This is a genomic window from Streptomyces sp. MCA2 (assembly GCF_023544705.1).
Classification (GTDB): domain Bacteria; phylum Actinomycetota; class Actinomycetes; order Streptomycetales; family Streptomycetaceae; genus Streptomyces; species Streptomyces decoyicus.
This window is the reverse complement of the sequence record NZ_JAMJFM010000016.1, coordinates 125,435-141,736: the sequence shown is the minus strand read 5'-3', so window position 1 is coordinate 141,736 and position 16,302 is coordinate 125,435. Positions and strand designations below refer to the sequence as shown.

The 16,302-nt window shown below is 71.2% G+C and carries 10 protein-coding genes, 4 tRNA genes and 1 riboswitch; of the genes, 6 read left to right on the top strand and 8 right to left on the bottom strand.

Annotated elements, in window-relative coordinates:
* Nucleotides 1-73: 73 nt before the first annotated feature.
* Nucleotides 74-1,201, bottom strand: a complete 1,128-nt coding sequence (locus M8I34_RS16055; RefSeq protein ID WP_250050129.1) for a M23 family metallopeptidase — start codon at nt 1,199-1,201, stop codon at nt 74-76.
* An 11-nt stretch (nt 1,202-1,212) separates the two neighbouring features.
* A riboswitch (cyclic di-AMP (ydaO/yuaA leader) is annotated at nt 1,213-1,368 on the bottom strand.
* A gap of 283 nt (nt 1,369-1,651) precedes the next feature.
* Between M8I34_RS16055 and M8I34_RS16050 the strand changes: the two genes are divergently transcribed.
* A complete protein-coding gene (locus M8I34_RS16050) occupies nt 1,652-2,866 on the top strand; it encodes a DUF2332 family protein (RefSeq protein WP_250050128.1) in 1,215 nt (404 codons plus the stop codon).
* 131 nt (nt 2,867-2,997) lie between these two features.
* Here M8I34_RS16050 and M8I34_RS16045 read toward each other — a convergent pair whose 3' ends face one another.
* The 5 genes from M8I34_RS16045 to M8I34_RS16025 form a co-directional block, all read right to left on the bottom strand.
* Nucleotides 2,998-4,116, bottom strand: a complete 1,119-nt coding sequence (locus M8I34_RS16045; protein ID WP_250050127.1) for a PP2C family protein-serine/threonine phosphatase — start codon at nt 4,114-4,116, stop codon at nt 2,998-3,000.
* 366 nt (nt 4,117-4,482) lie between these two features.
* Nucleotides 4,483-4,558: transfer RNA gene (locus M8I34_RS16040), tRNA-Lys, on the bottom strand.
* Between the two features lie 176 nt (nt 4,559-4,734).
* On the bottom strand, nt 4,735-6,906 hold the full coding sequence (locus tag M8I34_RS16035; RefSeq protein ID WP_250050126.1) for a DEAD/DEAH box helicase: 2,172 nt from the start codon (nt 6,904-6,906) through the stop codon (nt 4,735-4,737).
* A gap of 271 nt (nt 6,907-7,177) precedes the next feature.
* Nucleotides 7,178-7,837, bottom strand: coding sequence for a hypothetical protein (locus M8I34_RS16030; RefSeq protein WP_250050125.1), 660 nt, complete (start codon nt 7,835-7,837; stop codon nt 7,178-7,180).
* 243 nt (nt 7,838-8,080) lie between these two features.
* Nucleotides 8,081-8,431, bottom strand: coding sequence for a metallopeptidase family protein (locus tag M8I34_RS16025; protein WP_006604686.1), 351 nt, complete (start codon nt 8,429-8,431; stop codon nt 8,081-8,083).
* Nucleotides 8,432-8,552: 121 nt separating this feature from the next.
* On the opposite strand from M8I34_RS16025, the gene M8I34_RS16020 reads away from it, so the two are divergent.
* The 4 genes from M8I34_RS16020 (at nt 8,553) to M8I34_RS16005 (ending at nt 10,570) form a co-directional block, all read left to right on the top strand.
* Nucleotides 8,553-10,214, top strand: coding sequence for a metallophosphoesterase (locus M8I34_RS16020; protein WP_250050124.1), 1,662 nt, complete (start codon nt 8,553-8,555; stop codon nt 10,212-10,214).
* 82 nt (nt 10,215-10,296) lie between these two features.
* A tRNA-Glu gene (locus M8I34_RS16015) sits at nt 10,297-10,369 on the top strand.
* 48 nt (nt 10,370-10,417) lie between these two features.
* A tRNA-Asp gene (locus M8I34_RS16010) sits at nt 10,418-10,492 on the top strand.
* A 4-nt stretch (nt 10,493-10,496) separates the two neighbouring features.
* Nucleotides 10,497-10,570 (top strand) — tRNA-Phe (locus M8I34_RS16005).
* A 50-nt stretch (nt 10,571-10,620) separates the two neighbouring features.
* Here the strand turns inward: M8I34_RS16005 and M8I34_RS16000 are convergent.
* Both M8I34_RS16000 and M8I34_RS15995 read right to left on the bottom strand, forming a co-directional pair.
* A complete protein-coding gene (locus M8I34_RS16000; RefSeq protein ID WP_250050123.1) occupies nt 10,621-10,842 on the bottom strand; it encodes a hypothetical protein in 222 nt (73 codons plus the stop codon).
* Nucleotides 10,843-10,915: 73 nt separating this feature from the next.
* The gene (locus tag M8I34_RS15995; RefSeq protein ID WP_250050122.1) at nt 10,916-12,016 is read right to left on the bottom strand and encodes an ABC transporter permease; all 1,101 of its coding nucleotides are present in this window, start codon (nt 12,014-12,016) and stop codon (nt 10,916-10,918) included.
* Nucleotides 12,017-12,151: 135 nt separating this feature from the next.
* On the opposite strand from M8I34_RS15995, the gene hrpA reads away from it, so the two are divergent.
* Nucleotides 12,152-16,261, top strand: coding sequence for an ATP-dependent RNA helicase HrpA (gene hrpA / locus M8I34_RS15990; RefSeq protein WP_250050121.1), 4,110 nt, complete (start codon nt 12,152-12,154; stop codon nt 16,259-16,261).
* Nucleotides 16,262-16,302: the final 41 nt, after the last annotated feature.

Sequence of the window (16,302 nt, the reverse complement as noted above, 5' to 3'; positions counted from 1 at the left end):
ACGCGCCACGCCAGCCCTGAAGCCGCGCGTCACACCCTGAGGCCCCGCATCACACCTGCCCTGAAGCCGTACGTCACACATTGATGCCATGATCGCGCAGCCACGGCATCGGGTCGATCGGGTCCCCGGCGTCAGGGCGCACCTCCAGGTGAAGGTGCGGGCCGGTGACGTTGCCGGTGGCGCCGACGCGGCCGATGACATCGCCCGTGTTGATCTTGCCGGAGGTCTTCACCATCGAGGACAGGTGGCAGAACCAGAGTTCGGTGCCGTCGTCGAGGGTGAGGACGATGCGGTAGCCGTACGAGCCGGCCCAGCCGGCCTGGGTGATGGTGCCGGAGTGGACGGCCTTGACGGGAGTGCCGGTCGGCGCGGCGAAGTCCTGTCCGGTGTGGTCCGCGGCCCAGCGGTCGCCGGCCTGGCCGAAGCCGGCGGTGAGGGTGTACGAGGAGACCGGCGCGATGAAGTTCTTCGCCAGCTTGGCGAGGCGGGCGGCCTCCGCCTTCCGGCGGGCCGCTTCTTCGGCCTCGCGCTTGGCCTCCATCTCGGCCGCCTTCTTGGCTGCTGCGGCCTTTTCGGCCGACTTCTGGTGCGTGGCGGCTTCGGTCTCGGCCTGCTGGAAAGCGGCGTGTTCGGCGGCCTCACGGGCCTCGTGCTCGGCCGCGTCCTGCTGCGCGTCGGCCTGCTGGAGGATGCGGCTGCGCAGCGCCTCGCCGGCGCCCGTGCCCGAGTCCGTCCGGGAGGCCTGGGTCAGGGGGCCGGAAACGTCCTGAACCGCACCGTCCGTCGCGGAGGCCGCGGCCGCGGCGGAGTCCGTGCCCGAGTCCGAGTCCGATATGAGGTCGCCGACGCCGGGGAGGGACTCGGCGTCCGGGAGCTTGTCGGCGAGGTCGTCGGCCATTCCGCCGACGTCCGGCATGGAGATCGGAACCGCCGGGCGGCCCTCGGCCGTGGCCATTCCGCCGGCGCCGACCGCGGCGATGACGCCGACGCCCAGGACCGTGCCGCTGCGGGCGAGTCCGCCGCCGCGCTGCTTGGCCACCCGGTGCTTGCCGCGGACGGAGCGGATGGAGTCCTCGGTGGGATTCCATTCCTCCCACGGTCCGTCGTTCATGTTGTCCGCATCACCGGGGCCTTGAAAGGCACCTCGGTGATCGAGGTCGTAGGCGGACGGACCCTCGGGGGCAGGCCTGTTGGACGCCACGGGGGCGCTCTCCTTTCCTTCCTTCTCGCCTACCGGGTTAGCTGACGGGTTCGGAGCAGGAAGGTCTCCTACGGGCGCCCGCTGGCGGAGGGCGTCCGATTCACCCCAAGGAAGTGGTTCCCCGGTTCCCTTGGTGCAGTTCGAGGTGCTGGAGGTGCGTGAAAAGCGCGTGCGGGATTCGGCGTCGGCGCGCGGTGCCGCCTCTTGCGACGGCTGGGACGACCGCGCTGCGTTATCGGACAGTAATAGAGATCGCAGCCGAATTCCAAGCCTTCCCGTGAATCCCTGTCGTCTCCGCACAAGGTTTGGCATGGACTTTTTCGGCCACCATGGCCGCAAAACGGGCGAGTTGACCGTCCACCTCTAAACGATCTCCCGTTGATTGTGCGTCAGTTGTTATGCGGAGGGGTGCCCCTCGGTTACGGAACGTGAGAGCAGTAACGTCGGATCATGGTCGTCAACGTCGGGAACACCGGGAACGTCGAGAGCGCTGCCGCCGGCGCCTGGGGAGTGGCGGGGCGGTACCGGGAGTTCTCCTGGCGTCAGGCCCGGGGGCGGTGCACCGCGCATGAGGAGCTGAGCGCGCGGATCGGCCACGACCCGGAGCTCTGCGATCTGCTGTCGGGGTCGCTGCCGGCCGGCGACAAACAGCAGCCGGACCTCCTGCTCGCCGCCGTCCGCTATCTCGACGGGCCGCACGCCGAGCTGGGCCCGCGCGGTGACATGGCGTACGGGCGCTGGCGCGAGTGGACCATCCGGCACTGGGACGAAGTGCGCGCGGTGATCATGCAGCGCTCCGCCCGGACCGACGAGCCGGCCCACTGCGCCACGCTGCTGCCACTGCTCGCCCGCCTGCCGCAACCGCTGGCGCTGCTGGAGGTCGGCACGTCGGCGGGCCTGTGTCTGCACCCCGACCGCTATCGCTACCACTACCGCTACGAGGACGACCGGGGCGCGGGCGGGGGTGCCCTCCCGGGAGGCGCCCTCCCGGGAGACTCCCTCCAAGGAGACGTCCATCATGGAGACGCCCTCCACGGAGACGCCCACCGACCAGACCCCCTCCGGGCCGAGGTAGGGGAGCCGGGCAATCCGCTGGTGCTCGGGTGCCGTACGGGATGGCCGGCCGACGAGCTGCCCGACCGGCTGCCCCACATCGTCTGGCGGGGCGGGATCGGCCTCGACCCGCTCGACCCGGCTGCCGAACCGGACGATCTGCGCTGGCTACAGGCACTGGTCTGGCCGGGCGACGGGGCGCGGGCGGCGCGGCTGTCCGCGGCCGTCGACGCGGTGCGGTCGGTGCCGCGGCCGCGGATGGTGCGCGGCGATCTGCTCGACGAGCTGCCCGCGCTCGCCGCCGAGGCGCCGCCCGAGGCGACCCTGGTCGTCTTCCACACCGACGCGCTGATCCACCTCCCGCCCGCCCGCCGCGAGGAGTTCGCACGGCTCGTACGGTCGCTGCTGGACGGCCGGGCCGGCGGCGGGCACTGGCTCGCCAACGAGCACCACTCCGTCCTGCCCTGGACCACCCCGCCGGCGCACCACCCACCGCACCCGGATGACGCACTGCTGACCCTCGCCCTGGACGAGCGCCCGGTCGCGCTCACCGGTCCCCACGGCGAGATCCTGCGACGGCTCCCGGGCGCGGAGGGCCTGGCCGGGGGCTGAACGGACGACGCCCCCGCACACGCCCCCATACGCCCCGTCACGGCACCCCGCAACGCCTCCCCACGCCCCCATCGGCCGCCATGCCCCCACCGGCCGCTACACCCCCACCAGCCGCCATGCCCCCTCGACCGCTACACCCCCATCGGCCGCTGCACCGCCAACAAGGCCATATCGTCAGCCGGCGCACCGCCCGTATGCCGTGCGACGTCCTCGACGAGGGTCTCCAGCAGGTCGTCCGGGCCCGTGAAGCGGCGGCCGCGCAGTCTGCTCGACGGGTTGTAGAAGCGGCCCAGCAGATCGCGGGCCTCGGTCACCCCGTCGGTGAAGAAGAGCAGCAGGCCACCGGCCGGGAAGAACGTCTCGTCCGACCGGTCCGGCCAGCTCGCCACCTCGCCCATCCCCAGGGGCAGCGCCGGCGCCGCGGGCACCAGCTCGCGCAGACCGCCGTCCGGGGTGAGCAGCAGTGGGGACGGGTGGCCACGGTTGAGCACGCGCAGTACGGACTGCCCGTTGGCGGGGATCTCGGCCAGGACGGCAGTGGTGAACCCCTCGAACTGGTCGAGCCCCGCACGTCGCCCGCCCTCCCGTTGCAGCGCCCGCTCCAGCCGGCCCGCCACCGCCTCCAGGGTCGTCTCCTGTTCCGCCGCCTCACGGAAGGCCCCGATGACGATCACCGCGGCCTCCACCGCCTCCAGCCCCTTGCCCCGTACGTCGCCGACGATCAGCCGTACGCCGTGCGGGGTGTCCTGCACCGCGTAGAGGTCGCCGCCGATCCGGGCATCCGCCCGCGCGCCCACGTAGCGGGCGGCTACGGCGAGGCCGGCGAGCTGCTCGGGCGGCGTGGGCAGTACGGCGCGCTGGGCGGCCTCTGCGATGTCCCGTACGGACGCGAGGTGGGCATCGCTCCTCCGGACGACCCGGTTGACGCCGAGGGCCAGCAGCGCGATGACGAAGACCATGGCCGTCTCCGCCAGCGACTCGCCGTAGCCGGGTGCGGCGCCGCGGTAGGTGACGGCCCAGATCTCGCCGAGCACGGCGGCCAGGGCCGCGACGGCGGTGGTACGCAGGGAGGAGAGCGAGGCGGCGACCAGCGGGGCGGCACAGAAGAAGGGGGCGGCGGTGTAGCCGGCCGGCATGCCGATGCCGAGGGCGAGGCCGCAGACGATCAGAAGGGCGGGGAGCCTGCGCATCAGGTAGCGGCCGGAGGGGGCCCGCCGGCCGCGGCGCACCCGCCGCTCCCCCTCATCCATGGGAGGCGCTTCGTCCTGGAGCATCCGCACCGGCCTCTTCCCGCTCCCGCCCGTCCGTACGAGCACCGTGGTGGCGGCCGCGTCGATGTCCCCAGCGTTTCCGGTACGGCACCGGGCGGCGAATCCTCAGGGGCCGGACGGGTCACGGGACAGGCCAGGGCAGCAGACGGCAGACCCCAGACGGCAGTCAGCAGTCCGCAGCCGACAGCCGACAGCCGACAGCCGACAGCCGACAGCACAAGATCGCCCCCCTCAGGCCCACTTGGCGGCCGCTCACGGCCCGGGCAGCGCGAAGGGCCCGGACCGCATACGGTCCGGGCCCTTCGGGTCCTGCTCAGCAGGCCGGACGGTTCTCCCGTCCACTTCTGGTGGGCCATCAGGGGCTCGAACCCTGAACCAATGGATTAAAAGTCCACTGCTCTGCCAATTGAGCTAATGGCCCGCACCGAGCAGCATAGCCCGAGGACGTGCCACAGCCCGAAGGCATTAGGGATCAGGCTGCCCCGAAGGGTGCCACAGGCCCCTTCGGCGGACCTCCACGGGGTCGGCACCCCCGCTCAACACGCAGGGCCCGTACGCCACTTGAGTGCGTACGGGCCCTGCGGTCAGCCTGGATGATCAGCCGTTGCGCTTCCAACGGGGCTTGTCGTCACGGCGGCCGATGGAGCCGGTCGTCGCGCCACGGTGGTCGTCACGACGGCCGTACGGACGGTCGCCGCCACCGGAGCGGTAGCCACCGGAGGCCGGACGGCCACCGGAACGGTCGTCACGGTTGAACGGACGGTCGCCGCCACCGGAGCGGTAGCCACCGGAGGCCGGACGGCCACCGGAACGGTCGTCACGGTTGAACGGACGGCTCGGACGGTCGCCGCGGTCGCGGTTGAAGCCGCCACCGGAACGGTCGTCACGACGGTCGAAGGAGCGCCCACCGGAACGGTCGTCACGGCGGTCGCGGTTGAAGCCACCACCGGAACGGTCATCGCGACGGTCGAAGGAGCGCCCACCGGAACGGTCATCGCGGCGGTCGCGGTTGAAGCCACCACCGGAACGGTCATCGCGACGGTCACGGTCGAAAGAACGGCCACCCGAGCGGTCGTCACGACGGTCGGAGGAACGCCCACCGGAACGGTCGTCACGACGGTCGCGGTTGAAGCCACCACCGGAACGGTCATCGCGACGGTCACGGTCGAAAGAACGGCCACCCGAGCGGTCGTCACGACGGTCGCGGCGGTCGAAGTTGCCCCGGTCGTCGCGGCGCTCGTCCGACCCACCGGCCTGGGCCGGTACGGCGGCCTCGGCGGCGGCCTCGGCCTCGGCGGTGACGGCCGCGGCGGCAAGCGCCTCGGCCGGGTCCTCGCCACGCTCACGGGCGGCACGGGCGGTCAGCCGGTCGGCCTCCTCGCGCAGCTCGGTGGCGCGGCGCTGAAGGCGCTCCAGCTCGCGGGCCAGCTCGGCCACCTCACGCTCGGCCTGCTTGGCGGAGTTGTTGGCGCCGTCGGCCTGGACCTCGGTGAGCGAACGCGCACCGGTGATCCGGGCGACGTCCTCGTCGAAGGCACCGGAGCCGCCGACGATGTGGCGCGAGGCGTCCACGCCCGCGTCCTCCATCAGGCGGAAGATCTGGCGGCGCTGGTGCGGCAGCGACAGCGAGACGACGGTGCCGGACTGGCCGGCGCGGGCGGTACGGCCCGAGCGGTGCAGGTAGTCCTTGTGGTCACCGGCCGGGTCGACGTTCAGGACCAGGTCGATGCCGTCGACGTGGATACCGCGGGCGGCGACGTCGGTGGCGACCAGCGCGTTGACGTAGCCGTCCTTGAAGTCCGCGAGCACCCGGGTCCGCGCGCCCTGCGTCATGCCGCCGTGCAGCGCGTCGGCCTTCACACCGGACTCGACGAGCTGCTCGGCGATGCGGTCGGCGCCCAGCTGGGTGCGGACGAAGATGATGGTGCGGCCCTTGCGGGCGGCGATGGCGGCGGTGACCGGCGCCTTGTCCTTCGGCTTCACGACGAGGACGTGGTGGGTCATGGTCGTGACGTTGCCCTGGGCGCTGTCGACCTCGTGGGTGACCGGGTTGGTCAGGTAGCGCTTGACCAGGGTGCCGATCTCGTTCTCCATGGTGGCGGAGAAGAGCATCCGCTGGCCGCCGCCGGGGATCTGGTCGAGCAGCTCGGTGACCTCGGGCAGGAAGCCCAGGTCGGACATCTGGTCGGCCTCGTCGAGGACCGCGACCTGGACGTTCTCCAGGGAGCAGGCGCCACGGTTGATGATGTCGCGCAGCCGGCCCGGGGTGGCGACGAGGACGTCGACACCGCGCTCCAGGGCGTAGATCTGGTTGCCCATGGACGTACCGCCGCAGACGACCTTCATCTTCAGGCCGAGCACGTCGCCGTAGGGCTGGAGCGCGTCCGCGACCTGCATCGCGAGCTCACGGGTCGGGGTGAGGATGATCGCGCGGGGCTTCTTCTTCTCGGTGCTGCCGCCGGCGAGCTGGGCCAGGGTCGGCAGACCGAAGGAGAGCGTCTTGCCGGAGCCGGTGCGGCCGCGGCCGAGGATGTCCTTGCCGGCCAGCGCGTCCGGGATGGTCGCGGCCTGGATCGGGAAGGGGGTGGTGACGCCGTTCTGCGCGAGCTTGCGGACGACGCCCTCGGGCAGTCCGAGGTCGGCGAAGGTGACGGTGTCGGTGGCGGCTTCCGCCGCGGGGGTCTCGGGCGACTCGTCGGCCGCCGTCACCTCGGGAACCGTCTGCTCGTCGGATGCGGGCATGACGGACTGCTCAGTGGAAATGGACATGCGAAATGCGAAACCTTCCGGAGTCTCGGCACGCGCCCAAACTCCGTGTGTTTCACACGACCGCCTCTATGCGGTCAGCCACGGCAAGGGAGAGAACGCGCCACGCGGCGCGCTTCTTTTCTGGCGCCGGGCAAATGGGATCAAACGATCTACCACCATACGCACTCCGCCCCCCGGATGGCAAATGACCTTCCGGCCCGGGCCTTCCGCCCCCTGTAGCCCCCTGCCCGGACAACGCCACGCGCCCGTGCGTCCCTTCCGCTATCTCCCCCTACGCCCCTTCCTCGTAGAGGTCGGGCTGTGACGACATCGGTGCCACGGGGGACGGTCCGGAGGCCTGCGAGCTCGGCGGCGGCGGGGGGCTGCTCGGCGGCGGGGTCGGCGCGGCGGTGGGCGTACTGGGCGGGGGCGAGGCCGGCGGAGTGGCGGGGTGCTCGGGGTGGGACGGCGACGGCTTCGGGTGCCCGGGGCGGCCGCCCTGACCGTCGGAGCCGCCAGGGGCGCCGCCCGCACCCGGCTCGGGGCCCGACGGCTGCACGGGGTGGGACGGCACACCGGGCTCGGACGGCGTCGGTTCCGCGCTCCCGGACGACTTCTTCGCCTTGTCGTCGCCACCGGCCGGTTTCCCGGCGCCCTTGTGGCCCATCCGCCGCGGACCGGTGCCACGGCCGTCCGCGGTCACCCCGCCGGGGCCGGTCCCGTCCTTCCCGTCGTGCTGCGCGGTACTGCCCGAGGGTCTCGGTTTTTCCGCGTCGCTCACGCTCATACAGCCGGCCAGCGACGCGGCCAGCGCGGAGACGGCCACCGCCGCGGCGGTGGCCCGGGAGCGCATCCGGCTCGTCGGCGGGCGCGACGAGGGGGCGGCGGTGACGGACGACGACGGGGACGGTGTCGGCGTCAGGGGCGAGTGGTCGTAAGGGCTCGGGCGCACGGCGGGACCTCCGGATCCGGAGCGCAGGGACAGCGGCACGGACGCCCTGCCCAACTCCCGCTCCCCACCTGAGGACACGCACGGGGCCCGGCCGATCGCGCCGGCCGCACCTTCGGACCGGGCCCGGACGCACGCCGTCCCGCAGAACCGGCCCGCCGGGCCCGCCCCGTGAGGCCGGCCCGGAAGACCCGGCCGATGAGAGCCCGCCATTCGAGCTCTGCGCCGCCCCGCCCCCAGGCCGCTCTAGCCGTAGCCGAGCGCGTGCAGCCGCTCGTCGTCGATCCCGAAGTGGTGCGCGATCTCATGAACGACCGTCACTTCGGTCTCCGCGACCACGTCCTCACGCGTGTCGCACATCCGCAGCGTCGGCCCCCGGTAGACGGTGATCCGGTCCGGCAGCACACCCGCGTACCACTCCCCGCGGTCGGTCAGCGGCGTCCCCTCGTACAGCCCCAGCAGCCCGGGGTCGTCGGCCGGCGGCTCGTCCTCGACGAACACCGCCACGTTGTCCATCAGCCGGGTCAGTTCCGGCGGGATCCGGTCCAGCGCCTCGGCAACCAGTTCCTCGAACTCCTCGCGCGTCATTTCCAGCACACCACCATTCTCCGCCACCCGGCCCCACCCCCGATCGTCGCGGCCCGCCCGTCACTCCGCACCCCAACCGGAAGCCGCCGCTCCCCGCTTAACGGCGGCCATGGCAGGGCATACGGGACCAATGGCCCGCGCCGCGCGCTCCCGGACACCGAACCCCGACCCACCGCACCACCCGCTGCACCGGCTGCTCCGTACCTGGTTCGACGGCGTACCCGCGCCGCCCGCGACCGTCCGCCGCACCTACCGCTCCCGCCGTACGGCCCCCACTGCGATCCTCATCGAGCCGCCGCACCCCCTGGCCCGTTCGCTCGGCCTGATAGCCGTCGCCGTCCTCGGTGCCTGGCTGGGGCTGCTCCTCATCGGCCGCGTCCACGCCCCCGTCGGCCCCATGGACACCAGCATGGCGCTGCGCCCCTCACTGACCGGCGGCACGACGATCAATGTCCCGCCGCTCGGCGACCTGGAACTGAGCAGCCACTTTGCGCCCGTACGGCTCGATGTCGACGTCGACCGGCTGGACCCGGTCCGCTCCCAGACGCTGGTCGACCACCCCGAGAGATTCGCCGGCCTCCAGGCCGAGGTCACCCATGACGTCACCCGCGGCGCACTGGGGCTGGCGCTGCACTCCGGTGTCGCCGTGGCGTCCGGCGCGACCGCGCTGGCACTGGCCGTCTACCGCCGTCCGCGCCGCGCGCTGGCCGCCGGCGGGCTGGCGCTCGCCCTGCTCGCCGCCTCCGCGGGCACCGCGTACGCCACGTGGAACCCCAAGTCCGTACTGGAGCCGAAGTTCTCCGGGCTGCTCTCCTCGGCCCCGTCCGTGGTCGGCAACGCCCGCAACATCGTCAGCGAATTCGACGTCTACCAAAAGGAGTTGGCGCGCCTGGTCACCAATGTCACCAAGCTCTACGACGCCACCTCGACGCTGCCGGTGTACCAGCCGGACCCCACCACCATCCGGGTGCTGCACGTCTCCGACATCCACCTCAACCCGGGCAGCTGGCGGATCATCGCCTCCCTGGTGAAGCAGTACCGGATCAACGTGATCATCGATACCGGCGACACCATGGACCACGGCTCGGCCGCCGAGAACCACTTCCTGGCCCCGGTCTCCGCCCTCGGCGCCCCGTACGTCTGGGTGCGCGGCAACCACGACTCGCGCAGCACGCAGAAGTACCTGACCCGCCGCGCCCACGTCACCGTCCTCGACCACGGCAAGGTCGCCCAGGTCGCCGGCGTGCGCATCGCGGGCGTCGGCGACCCGCAGTTCACCCCGGACCGCTCCGTGGTGGCGGCCGGCGAGCCCGCCGAGCGCACCGCCGGCGGCCGGCTCGCCGACTCGCTGCGCACCCAGCGGCTGGCCGGCACCCCGGTCGACATCGCGCTGGCCCACAACCCCACCGCGGTGACCGAAGCGGACGGACTGGCCCCGCTGGCACTGGCCGGCCATATCCACCACCGCGAGAACACCCTGCTCCCCCAGGGCACCCGGCTGATGGTCGAGGGCTCCACGGGCGGCGGCGGGCTGCGGGCGGTGCAGAACAAGAAGCCCGCACCGGTCGAGGCGTCCGTGCTCTATCTGGACCGCACGACGAAACGGCTCCAGGCGTGGGACGAGATCACCCTCGGCGGACTGGGCCTGTCCCGGGCCGAGGTCAGCCGCCACCTCCCCCGCGAGAACCAACCCGGCGCCACGCCCGCGCCGTCCGGCTCCCCTCACTCGTCCGGCCCACCGTCCGGCCCGCCTTCACACCCGTCCGGGAGCCCTTCCGACGGCCCCCGGTAAACCGTTTTGGCGAACCGTCCTCCCATCCCATATGCTTCTCACGTCCCCGACGGCGCCGGTAACGACGCCAAGGTGGCCACCAGCCCTCATCGTCTAGTGGCCCAGGACGCCGCCCTTTCAAGGCGGTAGCACGGGTTCGAATCCCGTTGGGGGCACGCATCACCGTGTGCGAGACTGGTTCACGCCGCTTTCGCACAATGCAAGGTCCTGTGGAGCAGTTTGGAGTGCTCGCCACCCTGTCAAGGTGGAGGCCGCGGGTTCAAATCCCGTCAGGACCGCTGCGGCTGGGTAGCTCAGTTGGTACGAGCGATCGCCTGAAAAGCGATAGGTCGCCGGTTCGACCCCGGCCCCAGCCACACCCATTGGGAGAAGGCCCCGATTCATCGAATCGGGGCCTTCTTCGTTGCTATGCGACGTCGGCGGCCTCGACACTCTCGCTCTTCGGCTGCCAGAAGATCAGCCGGGCACCGCCGCTGATCACCCCCGTTGCCGCAAGGCCCAGCGCCATCCGCACCAGCCGCACATCGCCGTCCCAGTCGTGCGGCGCGCCGAAGACCAGCCAGGCTGCGCACGCGATACCTGCGACCATCAAGACGACGCCCGCTATTCGTCGTAATCCCTTGTCCATACGGCCATCCTTGCGTACGCACAAAGGCCTCGTAATCCCCTTTTCGGCGTCGCGCTTTCTTCCAGTCGCCGGCTCAGGCGTCCGCGGCAGGGGCCGGTGCCGTCTCCCGGCCACCCGGGTGGCGGTGCCGCAGGACCCAGAAGACCGTGCACGAGACCACCAGCCAGCCGGCCAGTACCAGGAAGGGGAAGGCGTGCTGGTGACCGCCGAAGTAGACGGCGGTGTGCTGGGCGTTGACCGAACCGCCCGGGGGCAGCCAGCGGCCGATGTGGCCGAGGCCGGACGGCAGCAGCGGCCAGGAGACCGCACCGCCCGAGGAGGGGTTGCCCAGCAGCACCATCAGTCCCCAGGTGGGGATCATCGCCCAGCGCCCCATGAGGGCGTTGAACATCGTGAAGACCATCCCGGACGTGAACATCGTCAGCGCCAGGATCAGCCAGGACTCCACGAACGGCAGCCGCAGCGCGCCCAGCCACCAGTCGACGACCGCCGCGATGCAGAAACCTCCGAGCAGCGCATAGACCACCGTGAAGGCGATCCGCTCGGCCGGCTCCAGGGCCCGGGCGTGCACGCTGAGCTGGATCGCCCCGACGAAGCCGATGATCACCGCGGCCAGCGAGATGTAGAACAGCGCCAGGCCGCGCGGGTCACCCTTTTGCAGCGGCTTGATGTCCCGGATCCGGACGTCCACGCCGATCGCCCTGCCGACCTTCGCGCCCGACTCGGCCAGCAGCTGCGCCACCGTGGCACCCGAGGCGCCGGACACGTCCAGCTCCACGCTCTTGCCGCGGGCGCCCAGGATCGCGAACTCCTCCTGCTCGTCGACGGCCCGCCGGGCCTGGCCGTACGTGGCGTACTGCGTCACTTGCAGCGAAGCCTTCAGCGCCTTCTCCATCCCCAGGGTGAACGCCTTCACCTGCGGGACGCCGGGGGAGCCGACCACGGCGGTCGGGATCGACCGCGGGGTCGGATTGGCCATGGCGTACGTGTACGAGCCGGCGAAGAGGCCGGCCGCCGCGGCGACGATGAAGACCAGCACGACCGCGGGGAAGTGGGGCGACGCCTTGAAGTCCGCCCACTTCTCCGCCACGGTCCGCGGCCTGCCGTGTGCGCCGTGCCGGGCGGGTTCGCCGGGCGGACCCGAATCGCCCGAGGGGCCGCGGTGATCAGCCATAGGGACACGCTAAGGCAGCAATGCCGGGCATACCCGGGCAGATGCCCCGTGTGCGGCCTCCCAGGTGTCCATGATCCGGCCGTGCGGGCAAATGGTTCGCCAGTCGATTACGTGAGGTGAGATCCTGGGGGACGTATGTCCAGTCAGCCTGCCTCCGCCCTGCCCGACGGCACTGCTCCCGCCCTGCCGGGCACCCCTGCTCCCACCCTCCACGCACTGCTGGAGCGGCTGCCCGAGCTGATGCTGCGCGATCAGCAGCGGCTGGGACGCCGGCTCGACGGTGCGCGCCGGATCCGTAAGCCCGAAGCCCGGGCGGCCGTCCTCGCCGAGATCTCCGACGGCATCGACGAAGCCGAGCTGCGGGTCGCCCAGCGGCGCTCCGCGGTGCCCGAGATCAGGTATCCGGAAGAGCTTCCGGTCAGCCAGAAGAAGGACGACATTCTCGCCGCGATCCGCGACCACCAGGTCGTGATCGTCGCCGGTGAGACCGGCTCCGGCAAGACGACACAGATCCCCAAGATCTGTCTGGAGCTCGGCCGCGGCATCCGGGGCCTGATCGGGCACACCCAGCCCCGCCGGATCGCGGCCCGTACGGTCGCCGAGCGGGTGGCCGAGGAGCTGAAGACCCCGCTGGGCGAGGCGGTCGGCTGGAAGGTCCGGTTCACGGACCAGGTCGGCGGCGACACCCTCGTCAAGCTGATGACGGACGGCATCCTGCTCGCCGAGATCCAGACGGACCGCGAGCTGCGCCAGTACGACACGATCATCATCGACGAGGCCCACGAGCGCAGCCTCAACATCGACTTCATCCTCGGCTATCTGGCCCAGTTGCTGCCCCGGCGCCCGGACCTCAAGGTCGTCATCACCTCGGCGACCATCGACCCGGAGCGGTTCGCGCGGCACTTCGGCAGCTTCGCGACCGTGGGGGCGGCGCCGGGCCGCGCCGGTTCCCCGGCTGCCCCGGACGCCTCCGGGAGCGGCGACGAGGCGAAGCCGACCGCGCCGGTCGTCGAGGTCTCCGGCCGTACGTATCCGGTGGAGGTGCGCTACCGCCCGCTGCTGGAGGAGGGCGGCCAGGACGCCGACCGCGACCAGATCACCGCGATCTGCGACGCCGTGGACGAGCTCCAGTCCGAGGGGCCCGGCGACATCCTGGTCTTCCTCTCCGGCGAGCGGGAGATCCGCGACACCGCGGACGCGCTCAACAAGAAGGCCCTGCCCTTCACCGAGGTCCTCCCCCTGTACGCGCGGCTGTCGCACGCCGAGCAGCACCGCGTCTTCCAGCGGCATACGGGCAGACGGATCGTGCTGGCCACGAACGTCGCCGAGACCTCGCTGACCGTCCCGGGCATCCGGTACGTCATCGACCCGGGCATGGCCCGTATCTCCCGCTACAGCTACCGCACCAAGGTCCAGCGGCTGCCCATCGAGCCGGTCTCGCAGGCCAGCGCCAATCAGCGCAAGGGCCGCTGCGGCCGTACCAGCGACGGCATCTGCATCCGCCTCTACTCCGAGGACGACTTCCTCTCCCGTACCGAGTTCACGGACGCGGAGATCCTCCGGACGAACCTCGCCTCCGTCATCCTCCAGATGACCGCGGCCGGCCTCGGCGACATCGAGAAGTTCCCCTTCATCGATCCGCCGGACCGCCGCAACATCAAGGACGGCGTCGACCTGCTGAGCGAGCTCGGCGCGCTCGACAGCAAGCAGAAGGACCCCAAGAAGCGCCTGACCCCGCTCGGCCGCAAGCTCTCCCAGCTGCCGGTCGACCCACGGCTGGCGCGGATGGTGCTGGAGGCGGACCGCAACGGCTGTGTCCGCGAGGTCATGGTCATCGCGGCGGCACTGTCCATCCAGGACCCGCGCGAGCGGCCCGCCGACAAGCAGCAGCAGGCCGATCAGCAGCACGCCCGGTTCAAGGACGAGACCTCCGACTTCCTCGCCTTCCTCAACCTCTGGCGTTATATCCGCGAGCAGCAGAAGGAGCTGTCCTCCTCCGCCTTCCGCCGCATGTGCCGGAGTGAATTCCTGAACTATCTCCGGATACGCGAGTGGCAGGACATCTACTCCCAGCTGCGTTCGGTCGCCAAGACCATGGGCATTCACCTCAGCGAGGAGGATGCGGCCCCCGACCACATCCACACCGCCCTGCTTTCTGGTTTGCTCTCGCACATCGGCATCAAGGACACGGACGCCAAGAACGAATATCTCGGCGCCCGCAGCGCCAAGTTCGCGGTGTTCCCCGGCTCCGCGCTCTTCAAGAAGACGCCGCGCTGGGTGATGTCCGCCGAGCTGGTCGAGACGTCCCGGCTGTGGGCGCGGGTGAATGCGAAGATCGAGCCGGAGTGGATCGAGCCGCTCGCCCAGCACCTGGTCAAGCGGACATACAGCGAGCCGCACTGGGAACAGAAGATGGCCGCGGTGATGGCGTACGAGCGGGTGACGCTCTACGGCGTCCCGATCGTCGCCCAACGCAAGATCGCCTACGGCCGTATCGACCCGGAGACCTCGCGGGACCTGTTCATCCGCAATGCCCTGGTCGAGGGCGACTGGCGCACCCACCACCAGTTCTTCCATGACAACCGCAAACTCCTCGGCGAGGTCGAGGAGTTGGAGCACCGCGCCCGGCGCCGCGACATTCTCGTGGACGACGAGACGCTCTTCGACTTCTACGACCAGCGCATTCCGGCCGATGTGGTCTCCGGCGCGCACTTCGACGCCTGGTGGAAGAAGCAGCACCGGGACGAGCCGGAGCTGCTGAACTTCGAGCACTCGATGCTCATCAACGAATCCGCCGAGGCCGTCACGAAGGACGACTACCCGGATTCCTGGCGGCAGGGAAAGCTGAAGTTCAAGGTCACCTACCAGTTCGAGCCGGGCGCGGACGCGGACGGCGTGACCGTCCACGTCCCCCTCCAGGTCCTCAACCAGGTCTCCTCCGAGGGCTTCGACTGGCAGATCCCGGGCCTGCGCGAGCAGCTGGTGACGGAGCTGATCCGGTCGCTTCCCAAGCCGATCCGGCGCAACTACGTCCCGGCACCGAACTTCGCCGCCCGCTTCCTGGACTCCACGGTCCCCCTCCAGGGCACCCTGACGACGTCTCTGGCCGCGGGATTGCAGCGGATGGTGGGCGTACCTGTCGACGCAGCGGACTTTGATCCGGGCAAGATCCCGGACCACCTCAAGATCACCTTCCGGGTCGTCGACGAGCGCCGTCGCAAGCTCGCCGAGGACAAGGACCTGGAGGCGCTCCAGCTGGAGCTCAAGCCGAAGACCAGGGCGGCCATCTCCAAGGCCTTCGAGCAGGCCGCCGAGCGGCCCGCCGGGGACCGCAAGGGCGGCGCGGGCTCCGGACCGGCGCCGGCCGGCCCGGAGCAGCGGACCGGGCTGACGTCCTGGACGATCGGCACGCTGCCGCGCACCTTCGAGACCCGGCGCGCCGGCCAGCCGCTGAAGGCGTACCCGGCACTGGTCGACGAGGGCAGCAGCGTCGCCGTGCGCCTCTTCGACACCGAGGCCGAGCAGCTCACGGCGATGTGGGCGGGCACCCGCCGGCTCATCCTGCTCAACATCCCGTCCAATCCGGCCAAGTTCGCGCAGGGCAAGCTGAGCAATCAGCACAAGCTGGCGCTGTCCCGTAATCCGCACGGCTCCATCACGGCGCTCTTCGAGGACTGTGTGACCGCCGCCGCCGACCGCCTGATCGCGGCCCGGGGCGGCCCGGCCTGGGACGAGGAGTCCTTCCGGAAGCTGTTCGACGCGGTCCGCGCCGATCTGGTGGATGTCACGCTCAAGACCATCCAGCAGGTCCAGGAGGTGCTGGCCGCCTGGCAGGCGTGCGAGCGCCGACTGAAGGAGACGACGTTCCCCTCGCTGCTGCCGTCCCTCACGGACATCAAGGAGCAGCTGGCGGCGCTGATCAAGCCGGGCTTCGTGACGGCGCACGGCGCCAAGCGGCTGCCGGACCTGATGCGCTATCTGGTGGCCGCCGACCGCCGGCTCCAGCAGCTGCCCACCCACGCCGAGCGGGACCGCACCCGTATGGCGAAGGTGAAGGAGATGCAGGACGAATACGCCTGGCTGCTGGAGCAGTTCCCGCAGGGCCGCCCGGTGCCGGCCGCGGCGCTGGAGATCCGCTGGATGATCGAGGAGCTCCGGGTGAGCTACTTCGCGCACGCTCTGGGCACCGCGTACCCGGTCTCCGACAAGCGCATCGTGAAGGCCGTGGACGCCGCCGCGCCGTAGGAATCAGGGCCACCGGTACCGAGTTCGACCGCACCCCCTGA

Excerpts from the sequence above, each read along its gene's own strand:
- M8I34_RS16035 (WP_250050126.1), bottom strand. The coding sequence starts at position 6,906 with ATGTCCATTTCCACTGAGCAGTCCGTCATGCCCGCATCCGACGAGCAG.
- hrpA (WP_250050121.1), top strand. The coding sequence starts at position 12,152 with ATGTCCAGTCAGCCTGCCTCCGCCCTGCCCGACGGCACTGCTCCCGCC.
- M8I34_RS16020 (WP_250050124.1), top strand. The coding sequence starts at position 8,553 with ATGGCCCGCGCCGCGCGCTCCCGGACACCGAACCCCGACCCACCGCAC.
- M8I34_RS16050 (WP_250050128.1), top strand. The coding sequence starts at position 1,652 with ATGGTCGTCAACGTCGGGAACACCGGGAACGTCGAGAGCGCTGCCGCC.
- M8I34_RS15995 (WP_250050122.1), bottom strand. The coding sequence starts at position 12,016 with ATGGCTGATCACCGCGGCCCCTCGGGCGATTCGGGTCCGCCCGGCGAA.
- M8I34_RS16000 (WP_250050123.1), bottom strand. The coding sequence starts at position 10,842 with ATGGACAAGGGATTACGACGAATAGCGGGCGTCGTCTTGATGGTCGCA.
- M8I34_RS16045 (WP_250050127.1), bottom strand. The coding sequence starts at position 4,116 with ATGGATGAGGGGGAGCGGCGGGTGCGCCGCGGCCGGCGGGCCCCCTCC.